Source organism: Aquimarina aquimarini (assembly GCF_900299535.1).
Taxonomy (GTDB): Bacteria; Bacteroidota; Bacteroidia; order Flavobacteriales; family Flavobacteriaceae; genus Aquimarina; species Aquimarina aquimarini.
In genome coordinates, this window is the sequence record NZ_OMKE01000015.1 from 50,410 (window position 1) to 74,263 (window position 23,854).

Here is a 23,854-nt window from a genome sequence, read left to right on the forward strand (position 1 = left end):
CTCACCTTTGGCTGGCTCGCCAATTTTCACACTCACAAATTTGTAATATAATCCAATGACAACGTTAATGCTCTCAGTCGGATTAATGGTTTTGGTTGTTCAGTCAGATTAGAAAAAACAGTAAGATCAAACCAAAGGGATGCCTTAGTATTATCTATTTGATTCTTACTATACCAATCTTTGATACTATTGGCCCAATCTTCTATCATTTGATTCAATGTTTTATCGGTTCCACTACCGATTACTTGGATTGATTGTAATGGTTGCATAATCACAGGAAGTACAATATCGCTTAACCCACTATTGGCTTGATAACTATACGTTGAACTCATCAAAACACTAATAGTCTCCTGAGAGTTTTCTGCCAGTAAGGTGTCAAATAAAGTAGTAAGTTGTTGTTCTAGTGTTCCTATATTTGGGCTGGATGGGTTATTTATAGTAGCAATATTTATAGAATCACTACTATCAATTGTAGGATGAAAAACATTTGAAAATCCAATACTACCCGTTGTGTATACAAAGTCATTTGCCGAAGGTTTACCTGGTACCAGTTCTACATTACGTTTTAACTCTGCAGAGGTGTCAGCATCCTGTCTATTTAGAATATTCATTGCAGGAATAAGCACTTCGCGATCAGGAATAGCTTGTCCAACAGAAGCTTCCAGAATTTCTTTTGTGTTGTTATCTGTATAATAATAACTATAAGAAGCTCCATCTTCTGGGTCGATGGCAACAGCTTTATACCCAGAAATATTCACAATAGGGGTTTCTATTCCTTCAGGAGCTTCACCAAAAATATTGATGATTAATGCTCCAGTGGTGGTATCTACAGTGGTAGATCCCTCTTTGATATAAAATGTATAAGGAACTGCAGCATATCCTTGTTTTTGTTGTCTATGAGAAGTGTTTAAAGCAAAACCATTACTGGACTCTGCTGTTTTTGCCATTTGAGACACCATCTCATTATAGGACGATAATGCTACTGCGGCAGATTCAAACTGCGAAGCATCTGTAGTTGTAGCATCTATTTTGATCAATGTATCATTGAATACTTGATTGATATTAGGAAAAACAGTAATGAATTCTGCCATCTGCGCAAATGCATCTTCAAAACTGGCAAGTGCTTTAGCTGAATTGTCTAGAACATTAAATAAAATTTCAAAATCAACTTGATCCTGAGGGTAATGAAAAGATTGAGAATATGTAATTTGATAATTCCATTTAAGAATATCGTTTATTTCATTAGTTCCCGAGATATAAGGATAAGAACCTTCTTGTTTTATCATTGCTGGTGCGGTAGGAAAGGATCGTAGAATCAAAGGGATTTTAAATCCACCTAATGAAGTTTCTAATGGATTGGCCAATGTCTTTGAAATAAAACTTAACCACGAAGATGCTTTATACCCTTCGATACCGTTGACTGAGCTGATTTGATGTTCTATGGCAAACCCACTGTAAGTAATATTCAGATCTACATAGGATAAAACCTCATTGTCTGTACCTCTAATAATATCAGGCGAAGAAATCAAGAAAGGCAGTTTCGCCTTAGTATTCTTATTTAGTTCTAGTTTTGGTGAACTCATACTAAATGATGTACTGAAATTACCACCATCAACTTCTTGTTGTACGGCATGAATTAGTGGTGAGGTAATGGTATTTCCTAATTCATCTTGCAATGTATCTGTAATAGTTACCGTAGTTTTATCAATACTAGCCTTGGCGCTTAATCGTAAGCTTACAATGCGATTGTTGTTTTTGAGTAGTGTCGCGCTTACAACATTTATATCGTCTGATATGGTATAGTTACTTATCTTTTCTGCGGTTGCTTTATTCATAAAATTAGAGAAGAAAAGATAGACAATAGTAGCATCTTTTTCATCTATTTCTACCCCAATAAAGATAAAATTCAAATTAATGTTACCGTATAATTGAGGAGCATCTGTGTTTTCTAGAACGGTTTCTGCCTGTACAGTTGCTTCAAATTGGATTCCCGCTCTAGTAGTATATGCATTGCTCAGCTTTACTAATAATTGTTGCAAGAAAGTTTCTTGAATAGCAACAGTATCTGTTGTTTGACCTGCAAAAACAGGAATCATTGATAGTTTTAGAACTTCTGCCAAACGTTCCTTATTGGTTAGCATATCTGCTAAGAAATTTGACTTACCATAATCATCGACCAATTGAATCGCGGCTGTAAACTCTGGGGTTAATACAGCATCAATAGCAGAGAAAATTTGTTTTCCCCAAAGATCCATATCAATGTTTTTAAAATCCATATATGTAGAAGGAGTAGAAAAATCGATACCTGTTTTTGAATTGAAATAATAAATAGGAACCTGTTCTTTTGTTTCCAATTGATTTGATATTGGTTTGGGAGCAAAAATTTCAGGATTTCCAATGTTATTAACCTCATATCCTATATCGGTAGTCGTATCAAGCCCTAATCGAGTCGCCCATATTTCTGTTCCTCCTGAATTGCTTAAGTTTTCATTACGATTGATTCCAGAAGTAACCCTAAGTTGATAGCTATCCTTTTTGGATAAGGCAGTTTCAAAACTAGTAGCAAATTCTTCTAAGCCAGTAGTGGTTCCAGATTTGGCTTTTGATAATGGAGGAATATTTGTATGTACTGCTTTTATACCTCCAGTAGTCTCAAAATCACCAGAAATAGAACCGCCAGTACGTTCGATAGTAAAACTAGATTCTAGTTTAAATATTTGAGTGGTATTGATTTGAGTAGTATCTATATCAAAAGATAGAATATGATCACTATCTGGTATATCAGTGTCAATTTCTCCCTGACCACAACCGACCAAGAATACATATATCGAGGCAATCCATTCCTGAACTAGCCCCTCTATATCATTCTCATCCAATACAAAAGGAGTATCGGTTAAGGTAGTATTTAATTGAAAAGCGATACCATTAGGATCTGTTAATTGATACCAGATTTGAGTATATGTTTGTAGATCTCTGATTGCTTGCTCTTTTACCGATGAAGTAGCCAGGTCTTTATCATTATCAGCACTAAATTTGGACCAGCCATTGAACACCAAGGTATTTTCATTATCAGAATCAGAAGCATCAGCTTTTACATTGCTTATAGTGACTGTTATCTCTACATTTTCTGGAATGGTATCTACTGTAATCGTTACCGATTTGTTATCATCATTGAGAATGATTGATTGGATGTTGATATTTTGATCAATAGTATAATTTGAAATATCTGTAGCAGTAGTTTTATCGAGATCAACTGTATATTGCCCCAGAATAGTAGTAGTACTTTTTACAGAGGTACTGATTAGACCTTGATAATAGCTAGGATCAAAATTAAGTCCCATATCTAGTTTAGCCTCTGCTTCTTCACCGCTTACTATCCAAGACGAAGTGATCGAAGGCCATTGATTAAGCCCTAAGATGGCATCGGTATATCCTGTGAGTACAGGGGGTTCATTAAGGGGTTCAATACTATTGGCAGAAGGATCAGATAATTCACTTATAATACTATTACCATAAATATCTTGCCATGCAAAATTAACCTGTAAGAGGTCACCTAATCCTAAATATGGGCTATCATTGCTGTCTGGCATAATATCTTTTGTAGAAACTACTTCTTTGCTAAATCGAGTATAAGGAATGCTCACTTGGTAGTTCCATGTATCTTCTGCTGTAAGTGTTTTTGGAACCTGAATTTTATTGGTACTGTCTGGATCTTCTGCTTCTGTGGTTGGGCCAGAAGGTAAACCAATATTACTACTGTCAAAATAATCATTGGCAACTACTTGATACGTCAGAGAGCTATAGATATTTTGTAAGAATAATTCTCCAAAATCAGTAGCTTTTGGATCTTCGGGTACTGCTGCTGGTATGGGGCGTATAGCATCTATAGAAGTTGTACCAACAGCCACATTAGCAGTTCTTATTTTTGGACCACCCGTACTTAGGATTTCTTGGTTGTCGTCAAAAATACCAACAACATTTTGATTGTAATTGGCTATAGAAGAAATGTTCTCACCATAAAAATCAGACAATGTAGCAAAAGTATTTCCGCCTGGACTAGTACCTACGATAATTGTAAGTTGTGGTAAGAAAATAGCATCAAACATATTGAGTTGATCAGGTAATTCATTTCCTGATTTTTGGTTATTGATCTCTTGTATTGCAATTACAGTAGTATCAAAGCGATCAGCAATTTCTTGCAAGGTATTACCTCCAACACCTACTTCATAAATTCCTTCATTGATAGCTAGTTTAGTATTAGGACTAAGTAGTAAAGATTGATTGTCAGAAGCTACATCAGCGATATTTCCGTAATACGTATACGCCAATTCTTGTAGTGTTTGTGTTGTATCAGATGGTAATTTTATAATGTTAGGATCTGATTGGGCAAAGAGTACAGAGGTATCTTTATTAAAAGCTTCACCACAAGCAAAAACATTCATATATGATGTAATTGTATTTTGAAGATTTTCTTCTGCAGGCTTATCATACATTACTATAAATGATAATTCCGCCTCGCCATTATCATCAAAAATACGATCAGGAAGCCCTTGTTGATTATCTGCATTATAATAATATAAGTAATAGCCTCCATTTCTGGTAATACTAGCTTGCCATAATAAGCGCAAGAAGTCGGTTTGTGTATTGAGGAGTCTTATTTTTTCACTCTCTGTGTCGGATAGAGTTTTGAGCAACCTATCAAAAGTTACATCAGGTCGGGTTTCTGTAGAGAGATTTACCTGAGCCAATCCCATCGTAAGAGCATTTTGAGTATCAGTTTGTACACCATCTTGAGTACTTCCGTTACTATCAACGGCATATGCTGGGATCAGGCTTGCAATAAGTGAATTATTAGCACCAATTTCACTCACTATTTTTTCCAGAATAGCAGCATTATTACTATTGGCACCAACTACTTCATATGTGGTAAGAGTGGCAGGGCTATCAGAAACTACAGGTACCTTTTTTATAGTAACTTCCACCAGAGATCCAAGACCATAATAAGAAACACCATGATTGATCATTTTTTTAGAAACCTCATCATATTCACCGATTAAGAATTCCATTCTTGGGTTTACTTTTCTGGTACTTAGATCTGGGAGTTGAAGTAATGTGTCTGGCAATGGCCATAGGCTTAATGCCGGTACACCTGGTGGAGTACCTCCATACGGAAGATCAATAGTAGCTGCGGCATTCCAAACAATCTCTGAGGTGTAGGGGTAACTAGCCTCATTATTTGTAAACAGGTCTTTTACTCCAAGAAAACTAAGACCTGTATTTAATTTATTCGTGGTTGCATATTCAGAAACTTTATTAATACGAGTAGCATCATCACTATCTGGTACAATAGTAATAACTCTTTTTGAAGCATTATCCCCACTAAATGCTAGCCATTGTAATGTATCGGGTTTGCTGAATGTAATATCAAAATCATTTCCTTCTGTGAGAGTAGGAATAGGAAATTGTTGTCCATTTAATGCATATAAACCTGCAAATTCAAGCTCACGATAAGATAAAACATCATTATCATCTTCTACCCACATTCCCTGAAAATTAGGAGTTATGCCATCAACAGGAAGTTTTAGCCCAGCCAGATAATATCTAGAAGTCATACCCGATAAATGCTGGATTCCTTGTGTTGCTTGAATCTCTTTAAGCAATTCTCCTACTTTAAACTGCTCTAGATTTGCCATGTCTAATGTTGTAGTATCAAACAAGTCTATAATAGCTCCGTTATTATGATCCTGATCGATAGGAGTAGCCAAATCTTGTTGAGTAACATTGAATTTAGAAGCAATAGTTCTTAGAGTATCTTCTTCAATTGTAGTATAAGTAATCAAATCAATACGAATTGTAGCGACAGTAAGCAATAAATTAGGAATCGTTGTTATGCTCCCATCAGTAATTAAGATGTTAATGTCAATCTTATTTTCGTTAGGAACACCAGCATTGATGGCATTTACAACTTCTGTAAGTGATTGAGAGGATAAAGTCGTATAATCGTACTGATAGTCATTATAAGTAAAACGAATTGCAATCCCTCCTTGTAGAATATTTTGAGCATCTTTATTTAAGAGAGCTAAGCTGTTTCCATCAAAACTAGTAGCATACATAGGTTGATTTGCAATACTGTCAAAAGTATCTCCTTGTTGTACTGTATACGTACTATTTGGGATATATATTGTTTTCTTAACATTTAATGTAATACCAGAATTGTCACTAAAAAGTTCATCAATGGTATATGCCATATCTCCAGAAAGATCTCCGTTGTCATTAATCCATTTTACAATATTATCAGGAGTATCTCCACTATTTGTATAATATTTAAAATCTTTTAAAGAATCTTGTGCTGTCTGAACCATCTGTTTGGCAATCAGTAAGAAATAGTCACTAAATACAAAATTACCAACAGAAATATCTTCTTCTGCTAGAGTTGCAAAAGTAGCAGGATTCTCTTCCTGCATTTGAATTGCTAATTGATTGAAGTATTTTCTAAGGTCAGCAACATAAGTAGAAGAGATAGAGTTATAGTTTTCAAAATCATAAGAAACCCCTTTATAATCACTACCATAATCTGGAGTAGATAATTCTAATGACAATGCCATCGGGAAGAATGTAGCATTCACATCTGTTTTTTCCTGTGGTTGTTCTTGAATAACAAGAGAAAACTGATCTGTCATAAACGAATCAATAGCCTCTGTAGGAATAGGGCTAGGATTTGTAGGGTCACTAAAATAAGCTAGTAGTTGTGTTAGTTGCGAGGATGTAATAGGAGTGTTGTTTACTTGCTCACCAGTAACAGTATTGCTTTGAATTGAAGCTACAACCCATCTGAATATTTCTTTACTCAACAATTCAAAAGAAGAATCTGTGATCTCTGAGAATGCTTTTTGATATCCATCAGTACGTTCTTCTTGAGGGGATGCCATAGATTCTAAGAATAACATAGATACATAACAAGCTTGTTGCTCACTTAATTGCGTAGCTCTGTCTCCTGCCATGGTAAGTCCTAATCCCAAATATCCTGTTAAAGAAACAAGCTCAGAAGCTTTTTCTAGATTAGACCAATTAGGTGTTACTTGAGTTAATGATACGGTGAGCGGGTTATGTAAAGCGATACGTAGTTGCTTGGTGTTTTGTAATCTATTTAGCGTATACGCTTTTAGCATTGTATCAGATGTAGCTGTTTGCCAAGGTGGATTGCTTGCTATAGCCTTGATTGTAATACTTTGGCTGATACTTGCAGAGAAGCTGAAGTGCATTTTGATCTTAAATAATCCCAGATTGATGCTTACACTCAAAGAAACACTTACAGAGGCAGATAATTGAATTACAATAGGCTCATAGGGAGAAAACGTTAATTGCGCCAATAATCTGATATCAATATTAAGATCGGCTTTGATAATAGCAAAATCAACAGTACCATATAATTTTCCTATAACACCTACAGTACCTCTGAACCAGAAATAATATGCTTCTGCAACCTGTGCATCATTAGAAGCACTGGTAGTTGATAATTGATAAGGATTAAACTTTGCCAAAACTCCTTCTAGAATAGCTACAGCAGTAAGGCTGAATCCAGCTTTGAGAATGCCAGCATCAAAATCATAACCAAACCCAAACTGCATACCAAACCCAAAGACCAATACAGGATTGAATGTACCATTGGTAGCATCGGGTACTTTGTTGGTAGTAGCACTACTGAGTTTACCAAAATAAACTCCAGCTGATCCCATGACAGGAATAGGAATCCCTACTGGAGTCCAAATTAAAGTTTGAAAGGTAAAGGAACGAGAAAAATCTTCTTTCCAAGGGAATCCTATATCTACTTGAAAATCACCATTGGTATATACCTCAATACCAAAAATAGGCAAGGTGAGATTAACCTGTCCTAATTGTATTTTCCGCATGACCGTAGGCAATGCAATTTCTGCTTTATACATTCCTACAGTATCACTAATTTTTTTGTATAAAATCTGAAAATCTAATCCTTTAAAAATACGAGCTGGCTCTCCTTCAAGAGCTAGGCGTAGTGCATACAAATTAGGATCATTAAATACGATCTGCATCGTAATAAAATAACTATCAGTATCAGATTCTTTTGCTACCGCAACTGCTGAGGTAGATTTTTTATCACCTCCCAATTTCAACACTCCAAAATCCATTCCTACCAACCAGTTGCTATTAGCATCCAATTGTACATCAGGAATTTCTCCTGGCTTAGTATTTGGCAGATCTGCCATAATTGCTATGGCATCCTGTACTTTTTCTACATTTTGAAACCCTGGGATAGTAACATGTTGTCCTAGAGCGAGCAGGCGTAGATCCAGATATTCATTTCCTTGTCCAGAAGGAGATGGGGTGGTCTCTGGTTTAGCTGCATCCCAACCCAAAGGTTCGTTAGGGTTATCTTGCCATAAGAAGCTACCTTCTAGTGTCACCATGACCCCATTATCTTCTGGTTTAGGTTGATTGGATTTATAAGTGATACCAATAGATTTGATAGTTGCAAATCCTAATGAGATAGGTCCTATCTCTAAATTAAACCCTACCTGTTTTGAGGTGAAATCATAAGTTAAGCTAAGGTTGTTAAGTGGTATTTTATTAAGGAGATCCCATGGGGCTGCAAGTCCAAATTGAGTTCCTGTTGCCCAAGACACCATTTTCTCTACCATACTACCAATTGTAGTAGATTCTGTAAAACTTAATTCTGCGGTATAATGAGGTTCTTTACTCGTCCCAATGTTTTTTACTTCACCTTTTAAGAATTCCCAGATGATCCCAAAAGATTTTACATCGGGATTAAAATCATAGAAAGCTTGAAAATCAATCCCAAGCCAGGTTACATTTGCATTGATAGTACCATAATATCCAACAGAGGTTTCCTCGTCTTTTTTGCCATATGCTACCAAAGCATTTCCGTCAACTTGCAGATCAAGAAAAGTGATGTCCCATTTCTCGGCAGTTTTACCACTAAATTCCCAATATTTGGTTTCTGTCTGAATTTTAAAACCAAGTCCATCAATGGCATAATTAAATCCATCATCGGGTTTCCAGTCGGGAGCGATGTAGAAAGTAAGTAACTGGCCAATTTCTAGAGCGCCAGATGTTTGATTTCCTGTAAAAGTCCAGCCGTTTCCTGTAGCATAGGTAGATTGTAGAGATAATCCAATTTTCATACTATCGGGTAATACTACAAATTCACCACCGATACTAATTTCGTTTTTACCAGTGTTATGAATAGCATTAAAAGTGAGTTTGTTGATGGTAAAAAGTGGCCCGATAACCAAAGGCTTATCAGCCTCTAGAATGGTATTTAACTGATAATACTTTTCATTAGGTTTTAAATCAAAATCTAATAAAGTAACAGCAGTTTCCAAGTCTAATTTTGCACCAAATAATTTTAATAAATCGCTAAGTTGAATAACTCCTTCACTAAGTCCTCCATGCACTTTGAAATCTGGATATGTACCCAAAACACTTACAGTTCCTTCCCCAATCGGAAAATCACCAGTTACAGTAAATTCAATTTTTCTATTTGCTACATCTTGCACATTATAAATCTGTACATCTACACTGGGATTTATCTCAAATTTAGGATCTTTAGATAATTCCCATGCGGTATCTGTATTCATGGAGTATGACATATAATCAAATGCATGCGTTTGATTATTATAATGTAGCTGTATATCTTTTAGTCCAAACCCTGCCATTCCATTCAGAGGAGGTTGTAATACTTGTACCAGATTAATACCTCCCGCCATTTGAAAAAAACTAGATACGCTCAAGGGCGTATCAAATCCTCCTGTGATAAGCCAGGTATTATTTTCTTCTGGGTATTTTATTAGTGTTTCCAATAGTACAGGATCATTATTTTTATCCGTACCAGACCCAACAATGGTTCCTTTCATACCACCTTCTACGGCGCTTCCAGCTTCGTTTATTTTTAGTTTGAAGCCTGGTTTCTCAAAACCTATCCAAGGGATTTCGTCAATACTCCACCGTTGATTAATTTCTGTTTCAATTTCGGTTACTACAGATTCTTCTGGGCTGGTAAAATTTAATGTGATATTAAAATCAGGTCCAAAAGCAGTAGTGGTTCCTTTTGATAATGTAACCTGAGTTACCGTATCTCCATCTTTTTCCTGAGTAATATCATCTTTGGCAACAGTAATAAAAAATAAGTTCCCTGTTACTAACTTGAAGAAGGAGGATAGATAAGTGTTAGGTAATGCATTTAGAATATTGACCCCATCATTACTATAATTATTGATAAGTTGATTATAGACTCCTTCTAGGGTGAGTGTTTCTTCTTCAAGCACCATAAGTCCGTTATTGGAACTAGCATGTGCGTGGGATTCTGAAAATTTTAATAAAGTAACAGCAGGAGAAACCAGTTTTACTCCTACCAATCCAAGCATTAATTTATCATGAATATCCTGCTGATAATAAGTACCTAAGCTTTTAAAATAGGTGTTTATATTGTTTGATGCAGTATATGCATTTATCATAAATGACCCAGAATCTACCAGTGCATTATAATACTCTTGAGGTTTTCCTGGATTTATTTTTTGTAAGTAAGTGTCAAAGGTTTGATTTCTAAAAGTTAAAGCAGTTGTTTTTGCAGTTTCTGCTACAGGGGCATAATTTACCGCAGATAGGGTAGAAGGGTAGTTGGCTCTGTCTTCTTCTCCTGTTTTAGGAATTTGTAAAAAAGGATGCCCCAAACTGATGGGGAGACTAGAGGAGCCTTGTCCTTCAAAAACTCCTGGTAACCCCGAATTAGCATAATAGAAATTATATATTTCCTGAGGAATAGGGCCTAAGGTAATGGCAACTATTTCTTTGTTGTTGGCTTCTTCAAGTATTGTTGTTAGGTCTTTTATCTCTACATAGTTTCCATTTTTGTATCCCTCTCTTATAGTCAACGTATATCCTGCATCCATCAAGGGTTTTACTTGTTGCCCTAGATTAAGAATAAAATTATCCAGACTTGATTGAGAATATGCTCCCATGATATCTGTAGCAAGGTATACTTCTTTGATTGTTGCTTTTAGATGAGGTAAGGAGGTGTCTTTATTATCTAAGTCTTTGGCAAATGCAGCAACATAATCAAAAGGCATTTCCTGATATTTTTCCTCAATTTTGGCAATATCACTCAGAATAAAAAATGCAATAGGTTTCTGCATACTTTTTTGCGCAGTAAATGCAGAAAGAATAAGATTCAAAGTCATTTCTGCGGGACTAGAAAATTGGTGTAACCCGTATATAGGCCAAAGACAAAGTTCTTTTTTTGCAGTGTATACATTGTAGATAGACTGCGCATTTATCGACCTTATTTTTAAAGCCTCATTATAGGTTTGATCCTTGGCATACCATGACCATAAAGTATCTGAAACCGATGAAAGAGAGTCTGCAGAGAATTTAAAAGCTAGTTGGGCAAATGAGGCTGATTCTTTTGATAAATCATAAGGCTCTTTACCGTTACGTTCTATTTGATTAGGTGCTTTTTCCCATAAATAAGGTTGAAGTCTTAAAAAATAGTTGACACTAAAGAGCGTTGCGTAATTCGCTACGCTATTATCTGCTCCTCCAGTAAAGCCAAAATCAATTTGCTCGAGATCTGGTTTGGTATCTTTATATTCAAGAAAAGTAAGAGTAGCTTTACCATAGGTTATACTTGTAGTTGCTATATCATTTGGGTTAAGGCCAGTGAGTAATATAGCAAGCTTATTGGGAGTATCTGATCCCGAGTAGATGATGAGGATTTTTTTGGAATAGGTAGTAGCGTCGACTATTCTTTTCATCATATTTATAGTAGTAGCCTGATGTCCAAAATTGGGCGTATTATCTACATAAAATCGAAGTTCATCTTTACTCTGTATTAGAGCAAGCATATCCTGAATTGAAGTACTGGTAGCAGATTCACTAGCTTCCTGTCCTTGCATGAGTTTGTTTAAAAGATCATTGAAGTCGCCCATCTTACAATATTTTTATGATTTGTGTAATTCTTGTTAGAATTATAATATCTTGGTTATTTAGTATTGTCTACACACTATTCTACCAGTGTTGCTTCTCTTGTACTTTCTGTTAAACTTTTTACTGTTTCCTGATCCTCTTTTTTATACATAGCATACCAGCCTAATCCAGATGATTTTCCTCCAGAATTTGGGTTGCCAAATAGATAAAATAAAGAAGAACCATTGGGAGGGATTTTCAGTAAGCCTAAAAATTTCAATGCTATTTCAGTAAACATAAGAAGGAACGACTTTTGACTATCATCAAAGGCCAATCGTATTTGTCCGATAGAGAGTTTAAGTACCGATTGTAAACTTATTAATTTAGCACCTCCACCTGTACCAGGTAGAGAGATACCTATATTAGCTTTATAATTATTTTCTCCCGTACTATTAGGAGTCCAACTCAATAAGAGGTATGAGTCCAGACTTACTTTGCCTGCCAATTCTCCTGGAGTTCCCATATTTAATTTAAAATCCAGCCCATACCAGGTAGAATTATCTACCCCAGATAACCTAACATCTGGAATGACTGTAAGAAAGCCTTTGTCTTGAGGGCTTTTATCACTATTTCCGATAATCAAACCTTTTAGATCTAATGCAAAATTGAGAAATAAGCTTTCGCTTCTGGCAGTACTGGTTGTGATATCAAAAGTGATTTCTCCTGCATCAAAATTTAGGGATTTGTTTTGTTGTGGATTCTCAATTTCATAGATCATAGCAATACCCAGATTATTAAAACTAAGGCCAGTTCTTGGAGTAAGATTGGTATTATCTGAGCTTCCAAAAGAAAAGATATCAAAGTTGACAGGGTTACTTTTTGGGGCATTGCCTTTAGATGATTTACTTTTATTATTTGTATAAAATTTGTTGTCCTCTACCGCACCTTGAATAATTTTATAATCAATAAACCCTTGCATACTAAACCAAGATTCATCATACCCTTCTTGAGGAGAATTACGAGTAGTTAATAGTACATTGGTGATTTCTATTTTGTTATAGATATTACTGTCAAATAGAAAGATAGTATCTGCTACACTTCCCATACTGTATACAGCATTTCCATTATTAATCTGGAAACTACCTTTGAGTAAAATATTTTTGAATGTGTTTTCGGGGTTTTCCATACTAGTTACATCACTGTCAAAAAGTTTATTGATTGTGAGTTGTGAGTAGCTTTCAAAGTCTTTTACTGTTGTGTTTTCAAATAAAACTTTTAGAGATAATAACCTATAATCATAGGTGTTTGCAGTAGTAGGCGAGATTGTTTTTGGAGGCGAGATTGTATCATCAAAATCAGGGTCTACATAATAAATCAAGCCAAACATGGTACTGGGTTGATCAACTACAGCACCACCATCCCCTTTGGTAACAGGGCTTATTTCTACTGCAAAATGATGTGCATTAAATGCTTCGGGATTGGTAATTCCTGCCATAATGCCTTGTAGGTTTGTAGGAATATTTTTGATATCCATTCGTAAAATTAGGATTCCAGTCCAATTTTCATCAGTAGCTATTTCATTGAATTTAGAGAAATATTCGTTATCAGATTGCTCAGATGCATTTTTAAAATAGGATTGCATCCATTGTGATACTATAATCAATTGATCAGGATCAGGCTCTTGTTGCACCCCTTCAGAATTAATTGTAGAAGGAGCACCAAAGCGATCCCGTTGTGTCCATTTTTTTGGATTAGCAATTAAACTTTCCTGAGCACTTATTTCTGTATCAGGGTTTGGATCAAATAATTTACCTTTTCGCCCCTTGATAATCATTATGTTTTTGTAGTTGTTATACTCACTTCCTTCTCCAACATTAGCTTGTAGTTCCCAACTATCAATACTTACAATATTATTGAATGCAGCAATCAAAGGGTCAGTACTATCCAGTGATCCCAAATATTTTGAATTGGCAGTTACCAAAAAAAGATCACTAGTTTGCATAGCTTCTACCAGTTCATTTTCAGGGTTTATAAATTCTAGCTTATAATTTTTGTTTTGATCTGTATTCTGACCTAAGAAAATTTCATTCCAATGAGTTTGCCCTTCATTTTGTATGGTGGTAGCCAATAATCCGGAAGGAGTGGTTGAAGTAGCAGGAGATGCTTCGTCTATATTTGCTATCTGTTTTGCTGATAATAAAGAAGCTTTTGTACTTGTTTGCCCAATAGTATCTCTACGGGTTTGACTTATAATTTGACTTTCAAAAGTTTCTGTGTCTGATTTAGAAAAAGATGTAACTCCATTACCTACTGTAAGTCCTAGATAAGGAACTATAGGAAATAGCGTGGTTTCATCTGCGGTATATACAAAACCCAAATTATTGTGTACAAACAGATCCTGATATTTAAAAGAAGAATTGTCTGCTCCAAAAAGAGCAGAACCTTTGGGTTGAGATACATAGGTAATAGTGTTTCCAGAGGTGTTGAGTATAGTTGCCCAAGCGGTTTCTTTGGTGTGATTAAGTAAAGGAGCTGTTGGAGATTCAGGAGCCTTTACAGAAGACGCTGCTTCAAAAGGAAATTTTGGAGCGAATGCCCCATTTTTGGATATAAAACGAATGGTATCTCCTTTTTGGCTTAGGGTAAAATACTCAGTTCCCTGAAGTCCACACATCATATAGTACTCACCTGTACTGGTTTCTTTTTGAAATTCAATTTCAAAGTCCCCTTCAGGAGTAAAATGAAAATCTTCGGTATTACTTTTATCATTAATAGTACCTTTAGAGATAACCAATCGTGCGTTATATATGTTATCAGATTCCTGTTTTGGGGACAGAGTTATCTGGTTTCCATAATTAGAAGTAAAATAAGAATACAAAAGAGTGGCTCTTTGATTACTGTTTTTACCTGTAAAATCAAAATAAGTTCTTCGTGAGTTATAAGCTGTATTGATGTTACAAATAGCAGTAGTATCGTTTGAGCAAGGATTAAAAGTTTGATTAGTAACATCTGAAGGGTCAATAACGACAGAGAACCCTAGGTAATCCCCTGCGGGAATACTTTGTGCAAAAGGAAACCATTCTGATAATGAATCTTCATCCCCTTCTTCCTCGGGGAATAAATATTGAAACCCCCACTTTAAATCCTCTAAAAGAGAAAAACGGTTGATAAAATTAGAAAAACGAATACAGCCTCGTAATGATCCAGAAAAATCAATATATCCTATTTTGGAAGGAATCGTTTTTGGAGAAGAAGTACCAGAAAAATCAATCACCATATTGTTAGAATTGCCATCAAGAGTAATCGTGTTATTTGTATCTAATGTAATATCCATTCCATTTTGTACAGTAAGATACAGACCAGTTGTAAGTGGAGTTTGTAGCCCGGTATTTAGCCCTGATCCATTAGCTTTGAGCCCCATAAGAGAGCTATTGGTGCTATTGATATCATTGATATTGATCTGTCTAAGCCATATAATTGCCCTATTTGCAGAGCTAGATGAGATCAACTCATTTATATTTTTTACAAAGATTTCAGCTTCTTCTTCATTTTCTATAGATAGAGTCTGTGCAGAGAACACAAAATTTCCATTATAATAGGAATTTTCCAGCGCATCTTTTAAGGCAATAGTGCTATTAGGAGGGTTAATCTCATCTGGAGTAACAAAAGCAATAAAACCACGATCACCTGTTTCGTTTTCAGCAATATACAATTGGTTGATAAACTTCTTAGAGAAAACTGTCATGTGTAAAAGATTAAGTTGAATGTGTGTAACTACTATTTTCTTGATATAAGGAAATAGGAGAGCATTACTTAGTTGTTTTGCAACAAAAAGCATTGATAAAACATGATATCTGATATCCAGAGAAGCAAAAACCCATAGATATAGGGTTTTTACTTATCTGAATACACAGATTAATTGCAATCTCTCATCATATCACAAAAAGAGGATTACTCAATCACTTAGGGGGATTAATTAGTAAACGTATAGGCAGCGGCCATTGTTTCCTGATTACTATTTCCTGTAGGGTTATAGCCACTAGTGAAAATAGCAATAGTATATGTAAGCCCTCTACCAATACTAATATCATTAAAAGCACCACCATTATTACTCGTTATCTGAACAGCAGATAATGGACGCGCAAAGTAAGAAGGAGCTCCTGATTGCCAGATAGCCGCCCAAGACCCATTACCATTAAGATCGATTTGATTTGGGAAATTGGTTAAACCAAAAGAAACACTGGTTGTACCAGGCTTTACGTTTACAATTTCTCCTTCAAAATTATTAGAAGGTTCAGGCTGTCCTGCTGCAGGAATAAATGATGATGAACAAATATTACCATAAGTTTGTGCAGGACTGTTTAATGTAGGCCCTACTGCATACCCAACAATATAACTGTTATTATTAAGGTCAAGTCCAGCAAAATTAAGAGATCCTGCTTGAGTGTTACTAGGTATGATTTTGCTTTGTAAAGGTGGTGTGCCAAAAGGAATTTCATTACTATTCTGCCATAATACCACTTGATTACCAAAAGTGTTAGGTTGATTTCCTGGTAGTGTGTCGTAATTGATATCTAGGGAATTAGCCGTGATAGAAGTAATTTCAATTTTAGTAGTTAGTACGGTTGTTGCTTTTCCTTGTTGTTCTAATGTTGCTGTACTCATGATGTTTAGATTTAAATGTTATTAATAAGAGTTTTAAAAAATTATTTCTCTGATGTCGGATCACTGGTATTAAATGTTAGTATTGCAGCAGCTGTTGTATTGTCTGCCCCCATAAAGTATATTAAAGTATATTCTGTATCTCTGCCTAATGATAGGTTGTTAAGTCCAATAACTCCCTGATTGGCATAACTGTCTATTTCTTTTTTTATAAGAGCATCAGGAGGTAGATTGTACGGCGAAATATAACCTTCCCATAGACCTATCCAATTTCCATTTTCTTTAGGAAGATATCCTGATAGTGTTTGATAATGCACAGATAGAGAGGTCTGTCCTAGATTAGCAATACCTATATTCACATAGGATAACGGCGCTTTGGTACCTCCAGCATTTAGAATAGCACTGGCACAAATATTTCCTATTCCAGGACCAACCCCGTAGCCTACTATATAACTATTATAGGTAATAGTTAGGTTATCAATAGTAACAGTTCCGTCTTCTGTATTCACACCTATTTCTATGGTTCGTAGCGGTGTTACTGTCCAAGGAATAACCGATGCTTCCCAAATAGCAATAAAATTTTTATAGGTGGATGGTTGATTAGCAGGAAGACCTGAAAAAGCTACTGTGATAGATTGTCCCGTATAGCCAGTGATTTCGATTTTACAGGTATTTAGTTTTGCTGCACCTAAGGCTATTGCAAGAGGTAGATGTGTTTTCAAGGTAGGGATGTTGGTATTAGAAATAGAGTTATGCGCGAATAGATGAGAAGATCGATTCGAAAGGCATAAGAAAAGTATAGCTATACTAATCGATGTAATTTTCTTAATACAACTATCGTAAAGCCCCGATGTAAGGAAATATTTAAAATTAAGTACCATGTAATATATGATTTGTGTTGAAGTTGATATTAATTATCTGAAGTACTCTTGATACTAAGTTACTTTTAAATCAACATATTTCCTATAGGTATAAACCCTTGTTTTTTAATAAGTTACATTGGTGTTTTTGATGATTTTATAAAAGGTTTTACCATAATTATAGAGGTTATTACAATGCGATATATAAGGGTCTAAGAGTCATTATAATACAGAATTTGTACAGTTTGTAATGAGCTATAGTTGTATTGTATGTTACTGATATTTAGGTTTTTGTGATTTTTTTAAGTGAATTATATAGTGTTTTAACATTTTTTTAGTTGCAACATAATTGCAGTTATATTTCATATGTTATACATTGCAACACTGTTGCAACAAAAAAGGAATAGCCGAAAACCTTTATAAACGAGTAGGCATAATCTTAAAACTATAATCATGAAAATTCACAAAGAATCATTAATTTCTCAAATCTTAGAAGAAAAATTAGCTAATCCAATAGGAGGTACACATTGTAGTAACTGTGGACATTGTCACAATACATTGTAGATTTCATTGCGGTAGCATGATGTATAATCATGTTGCCGTTTTTTAATTTTTGAAACATGAAAGTACTAGAAGAAAAACAATTAGCTGAGATTCTCAAGTTTAAAAGTGAGGATGTTATTTCTAGATTTAAAGATATGTATCTTATAGAAGAAGATGAAATAAGAGATATTTTTAATGAAACACTCAAGTTCCTTTATATAAGTCAGATTCCTGGAGTTTTTATACCAGATGATCTTTTGATTATAGATGAGATGTGGCATAATATGATTCTTTTTACACCCCAATACCACGAGTTTAGTAAACAGTGTTTCGATAAACCTTACTTTCATCATATTCCCGCTACCAAAAAAGAAAAGGAAGATCGTAAAAAAAGCATGGCAAAAGACCCAGAGAAAGCCAGAAAAGAATATCTGAAAAAATTAGAATTTTTATTGTCGGTGACATATGATTATCTGGGGGAAAAAACAGTAGAAAAGTGGTTCAGGAAATATCCAAAGGAATATGGTAAAGAACAGCTGAAAGCACTAAGAAAATAAAATGAGTATTTTTCCTAAACGAGCCATACCAGGTAAAACAGTTACCATACATTGGAATTTTAATATTTCATCATTAAAAAACACACATATATTACCTTTTGTAAGAATAGGTGTCAAAGACCCAAAAGGTAAGGTAACAATGCTTTTTGAAGAGCATGTTCTTGGATTACCTGACCCTATTGCCAATGATAAATCAGATGAGCAACAATTAAAATACCTAAATAAAAACATTCCACTTCTGGTATTAGCAGATTATCTAAGTGGTCCTTGCAAAAGAGAAAAGCTAATAGAAATCCTTAAAAACATTCAGTCAGGAAGGCATTACTATTTTACATATACGGTTCCAGATGATGCTCCTATAGGAAAATACACATTGATATCAGAAGTTCACAATTCTGGAGAGATAAAGCACTCTAAAACTGCAATGGATGACTTTTTCTTGGTAGAGAAGCTTACTCTAGATAAGGTTGTAGAAGAAGGAGGTCAAAAAAAAGCAATAATTATCAATCATTCTACAGAAAAAACACCAGTAAAAGTGGTGCATTGCTATGAGAATGAGTTGGGAGAATTAAATACTAAAGTACAAGTTTTTGAAATTGAGGCATCACAAGAAACAGAAATACAATTTTTTTCTGATAAAGACTTTCTTTTATATAATGAAGAACGAGAAGTAATTCCATTGACAGCTTTATCCACGTCATATCTACTACGTAATCAACAAGTACTAGAAATACAAAAAAATAATGAGTTCTCCTGTCTGTTAAAAAGAGATAAAGAAGAAGCTTATCGTTTAACAACAGAAACAAAACAGTTATGGGAAAAATCAAATGGATTATTTCATAAAGATATGATGTCAGAAAAAGAAAAAGCAATTTTTGAAGAAATGAACTCAGAAGGATTAATAGAAGAAATCCACCTTTAAGATATTTAAGATGAAAAAAATAGCGTTATAAAACATAAAACGATAAAATAAAGCATACCAAACAATTTGTCACTCTCCCATGCACTACAATTCATATTTTATAATTGTCTTTCTTTTTTTTTCAATAAGTTGTTTGAGCCAACAGGCTACCATCTCAGGGGTAGTAATCAACAGTAAGGGAGAGCCTTTGTCTGGAGCCCATATATATGAATCAAAAGCAAATAGGAGTGTAGTGACCGATATTTCTGGTAGCTTTGAGTTAGACAACTTATCATTAGGGCAACATGATTTAACCATATCTTATATTGGATATTATACAAAGCAAGAGAAAATACTGCTTAAAAAAGAACAGCCTAAAGTAAAACAAACAATTGTACTAACCCAACAATCTGATGAGTTGGATGAAGTAACATTAAAAGCAACATCAGAAGCTACCAAGATAAAGAACAGTACTACAACAGTATCTGTTATCAAAGCGCAAGCATTTCATACCAGATCTATAACCACCTCTGATCTTTTGGCTACAGCATCAGGAGTGCAGGTAAGACAAAGTGGAGGAGTAGGCAATAGCGCAGAGATTTCTATTCAAGGATTAAGTGGTAGACAAGTAAAACTATTTGTAGATGGTATTCCTATGGATTTTTTATTACCTGTAGAAGAATTAGGCGTAGGCCCTTCTTTGGCAATGCTACCTGTTAACCTTATCAAGCGTATGGAAATATACAAAGGAGCAGTACCAGTAAGTATGGGAGTAGATGCATTAGGAGGAGCTATTAATATGGTCACAAGAAAAGAAAAATATGATTTTGTAGAGGCCTCAGCAGGATATAGTTCATTTAATACATGGAGAACTTCAATTAATGCCAGAAAAATACTAGCATCGGGATTCACAGCAGGATTGACAGGGTTTTATACTTCATCAGATAATAATTATAGATTACATGATGTCAATGTCATTAACGAACAAGGTAATCCTGAATCTATTTCTGCCAAAAAATTCCATGATAGCTTTAGAAGCTATATGATTAAGGCAGATATAGGAATGATAGATCAATCATGGGCAGATCGTATATTACTTAGTTTTTCATATGCCGATTTATATGATGAAATTCAGCATAATTTTGAAATGAGACAACCTTATGGCGAGGCATTGAATAGAGTATCTACCTATAACAACGCATTACAATACGAAAAAAAAGAGCTTGTAAAAAACTTAGATGCAAACCTATATGTTGGATATAATAGGATCATTACAAATTTTGATGATGCTACACTAAACATATATAATTGGAGAGGAGAAATTGTTGGACAAAGAACATCTGGAGGAGAAATTACAGCTTCGCAAAATAAACTAAAACTTACTGGAGATAATATTACAGGAAGAATAAACTTACAATACAATGCTAATCCTGCAACTAAATTAATTTTTAACGGAGTAACTTCTTTTTTTAAACGATCAGGAGAAGACCCTGTAGCGGCTGATTTTTATGGGGAAGACTATTTTAAAAATCCTGTGTCTATAAATAAGGTTACTAGTGGTATTGGATTAGAAAGAGGATTTTTTAATGAGAAAATAACAAGTTATAGTGCAGTAAAATTATATCATTATACAGCAAAGGGTTTTGAAATAGAAGATAATGAAGCGCACGTAGTTGAACAGCAGAAAACCGAATATGGGGCTAGTCAATCGTTCTCTTGGAAAATGAATACCAATTTCCTAGCAAAACTATCCTATGAATATGCAACACGATTACCTGATAGAATCGAAATGCTAGGAGATTTTAGCGCTGCTGTTGCGGCAAACCCTAATTTAAGACCCGAAAGAAGCCATAATATCAACTTAGGAGGAACTTATAAAAAGAAAACATGGAGCGCAGAAGCTTATGGGTTTTTTAGAGAGGTGGAAGATATTATCATACTTCAGGCCGTTCCCCCTCCTGTACTAAGTACCTATCAAAATTTATTAAAAACAAGAATCTTAGGGGTTGAAAGTGAGATTAAAATAACTCCAACACCATGGATAAGCTTGGTGTTAAATAGTACTTTTCAAGATCTGCGAAATCGATCTAAAAAAGAAAACTCTGGAGTTTCTAATGATCGCTATTTTGGAGCTAGACTTCCCAATAAGCCTTACTTGTTTGGAAACGGAGAAGTCCAGATTACTCAACGCAATCTTATGGATAAAGAAGATCGGTTGCAATTCTGGTGGTCTACAAGGTATGTAAAAGACTTTTTTAGATACTGGGAGATAGATGGAAGAAAAGAAGATAAGCTAGTTATCCCTACCCAATGGCTTCATAACTTAGGAATAGCTTATACAGATAAACAAAATAGATATACAATCACATTAGAAACTAATAATATATTCAATCGACAAGCCTATGATAATTTTGGAGTTCAGAAACCAGGAAGATCATGGCATTTTAAACTAAAAACTTCACTTTTTAAATCTTAACATAACAGTCATGAACAAATTAAAAACAACAACATACATATATATTCTAGGGCTATTAGTCGCATTTAATATGCTCTCTTGTGGATCAGATGATGATGCAACTACTTCTGTAGAAGAACCAGTAGTCAAAATAAATCATGGGGTAGCAGTAGTATCTGGAGCAGGAGATGTAAAAACTACCTTTTTACAAGGACTTACAAATCTTAACACTACTTCTATAGATAATAAAAATAGTACAGAAGTAGGGCAATTTAGCTCTGTGTATTCTGATGGAAAAGCCATGTTTACTGCTGGCTTTGGATCACCAGCTACAATGAAAAAATTCGTATTTGATAAAGAAGGAAAAGCTGTTCTAGAACAAGAAATTATAATTCCAGGATCTAATTCTTTTTCTTCTGTAGAAATTCTAAACGAGACTACAGGATATGCAACTGTAGGAGGGGGGATATCCAAAGTTATTCAATTTGACCCTTCTACTATGAGGATTACAGGTGAAATAGATATAAAAGATGCAGGAGATGGTATTTTTTATTCAGATATGATAATAAAAGATACAAATCTATTTGTAGCACTAAATGATTTTGGAGGATCAGGAACAGCTAAGGTTGCTGTGGTAGATCTAAAGACGAATACACTTAGTAAGATTATAACAGATGATCGTACCGCTACGTTGTTTAATACGCTAACCTCAGAGATTATGACTGTTGATGCTCAAGGAGATATTTACATTCAGGCTTCTGGCTTGTTTAGTGATAAGCCAAGTGGTGTTTTGAGAATTAAAAATGGACAGACAGATTTTGATACTACATATTTCTTTGATCTAGGTGCTGCGTTTGGTAAAACTTGCTTTGGGTTATATCACTTTGGTGAGGGGGCAACCTTTACGATAGTATCAGAAAATGATGATAATTTTTTCGGAACAGATGGAGCTAACCCTGTTTTTAGATATCAAAAAATTGATCTTGCTGGAACAAAAAAAGTAGGAGATTTAGAAACCTCTTTGCCTAATACTTTTGCGGCATCTCGTACATCATTTATGAAAAAAACATCAGATGATGAGGTTCTTTTTCCTATTTCAGGAACAGAAGAAGATGCATTGTATAGTTATAAAATTAGCTCTGGTAGTGTAACTAAAAAAATGGTGAGTACCAGTGGGTATATTACTGGAATCATCACACTAAAGCAATAAAAAATGCTTGAAGCAATAAATTTGACAAAAAAATATGGTGATTTTACGGCACTACAATCTCTAAACTTAACCATAAACGAAGGTGAAATTTTTTGCCTTTTGGGAGCAAATGGAGCAGGGAAATCTACCACTATTAATTTGTTTCTCAATTTTATTGGAGCAACAAGTGGTAGTGCAAAGATTAATGATCTAGATGTTACAAAGCATGCAAGAGAAACCAAGCAGTTGTTATCCTATATTCCTGAGAATCTGATGTTGTATAAAAACCTGACAGGATTGGAAAACTTGCAGTTTTTTTGTGGATTAGGAGGAAAACATCAAAGTAAAGGAGAATTAGAAGAATTACTAGAGCAATCAGGATTACAGACAGATTTTATCAATAGACGAGTAAGTAATTATTCAAAAGGAATGCGCCAAAAAGTAGGTATTGCATTAGCCAGAGCAAGAGGATCAAAAGTATTACTACTAGACGAACCTACTTCTGGACTTGATCCTAAAGCCAGTAATGAGTTTTCTGAATTATTACTAAGCATGAAAGAAAAGGGAGTAGCCACATTGATGGCTACTCACGATCTTTTTAGGGCAAAAGATACGGGAACACATATCGGTATTATGAAAGAAGGGAGATTGCTAGAGAAATTTGAATCTCAAGAAGTCAGTTTTCGAGATCTGGAAAAATTATATTTAAAACATATGCATAATTAAAGC

At 34.8% G+C, this 23,854-nt stretch carries 9 protein-coding genes; 5 read left to right on the plus strand and 4 right to left on the minus strand.

Annotated features, from left to right (window positions below):
• Positions 1-32: 32 nt before the first annotated feature.
• From DG508_RS08960 to DG508_RS08975, 4 genes are all read right to left on the minus strand, one after another.
• The gene (locus tag DG508_RS08960; protein WP_108867820.1) at positions 33-11,981 is read right to left on the minus strand and encodes a LysM peptidoglycan-binding domain-containing protein; all 11,949 of its coding nucleotides are present in this window, start codon (positions 11,979-11,981) and stop codon (positions 33-35) included.
• Positions 11,982-12,055: 74 nt separating this feature from the next.
• Entirely contained in the window at positions 12,056-15,703 is a 3,648-nt protein-coding gene (locus tag DG508_RS08965; RefSeq protein ID WP_159090776.1) for a hypothetical protein, read from the minus strand.
• A gap of 227 nt (positions 15,704-15,930) precedes the next feature.
• Positions 15,931-16,623, minus strand: a complete 693-nt coding sequence (locus DG508_RS08970; RefSeq protein WP_108867822.1) for a hypothetical protein — start codon at positions 16,621-16,623, stop codon at positions 15,931-15,933.
• A gap of 41 nt (positions 16,624-16,664) precedes the next feature.
• Positions 16,665-17,342: a hypothetical protein gene (locus tag DG508_RS08975; RefSeq protein WP_108867823.1), complete on the minus strand. Its 678-nt coding sequence runs from the start codon at positions 17,340-17,342 to the stop codon at positions 16,665-16,667.
• A 758-nt stretch (positions 17,343-18,100) separates the two neighbouring features.
• On the opposite strand from DG508_RS08975, the gene DG508_RS08980 reads away from it, so the two are divergent.
• From DG508_RS08980 to DG508_RS09000, 5 genes are all read left to right on the plus strand, one after another.
• Complete coding sequence (locus DG508_RS08980) at positions 18,101-18,580, plus strand: glycine-rich domain-containing protein (protein ID WP_108867824.1); 480 nt, start codon at positions 18,101-18,103, stop codon at positions 18,578-18,580.
• A 1-nt stretch (position 18,581) separates the two neighbouring features.
• Positions 18,582-19,502: a hypothetical protein gene (locus DG508_RS08985; protein WP_108867825.1), complete on the plus strand. Its 921-nt coding sequence runs from the start codon at positions 18,582-18,584 to the stop codon at positions 19,500-19,502.
• A 133-nt stretch (positions 19,503-19,635) separates the two neighbouring features.
• Entirely contained in the window at positions 19,636-21,957 is a 2,322-nt protein-coding gene (locus DG508_RS08990) for a TonB-dependent receptor (protein WP_159090777.1), read from the plus strand.
• 10 nt (positions 21,958-21,967) lie between these two features.
• On the plus strand, positions 21,968-23,146 hold the full coding sequence (locus DG508_RS08995; protein ID WP_108867827.1) for a hypothetical protein: 1,179 nt from the start codon (positions 21,968-21,970) through the stop codon (positions 23,144-23,146).
• A gap of 3 nt (positions 23,147-23,149) precedes the next feature.
• A complete protein-coding gene (locus DG508_RS09000) occupies positions 23,150-23,851 on the plus strand; it encodes an ABC transporter ATP-binding protein (protein ID WP_108867828.1) in 702 nt (233 codons plus the stop codon).
• The last annotated feature ends 3 nt before the right edge of the window (positions 23,852-23,854 follow it).

Bases quoted from the DNA above. Each gene is read 5' to 3' on its own strand.
- DG508_RS08965 (WP_159090776.1), bottom strand. From the start codon at position 15,703: ATGACAGTTTTCTCTAAGAAGTTTATCAACCAATTGTATATTGCTGAA.
- DG508_RS08980 (WP_108867824.1), top strand. From the start codon at position 18,101: ATGAAAGTACTAGAAGAAAAACAATTAGCTGAGATTCTCAAGTTTAAA.
- DG508_RS08970 (WP_108867822.1), bottom strand. From the start codon at position 16,623: ATGAGTACAGCAACATTAGAACAACAAGGAAAAGCAACAACCGTACTA.
- DG508_RS08985 (WP_108867825.1), top strand. From the start codon at position 18,582: ATGAGTATTTTTCCTAAACGAGCCATACCAGGTAAAACAGTTACCATA.
- DG508_RS08995 (WP_108867827.1), top strand. From the start codon at position 21,968: ATGAACAAATTAAAAACAACAACATACATATATATTCTAGGGCTATTA.
- DG508_RS08960 (WP_108867820.1), bottom strand. From the start codon at position 11,981: ATGGGCGACTTCAATGATCTTTTAAACAAACTCATGCAAGGACAGGAA.
- DG508_RS09000 (WP_108867828.1), top strand. From the start codon at position 23,150: ATGCTTGAAGCAATAAATTTGACAAAAAAATATGGTGATTTTACGGCA.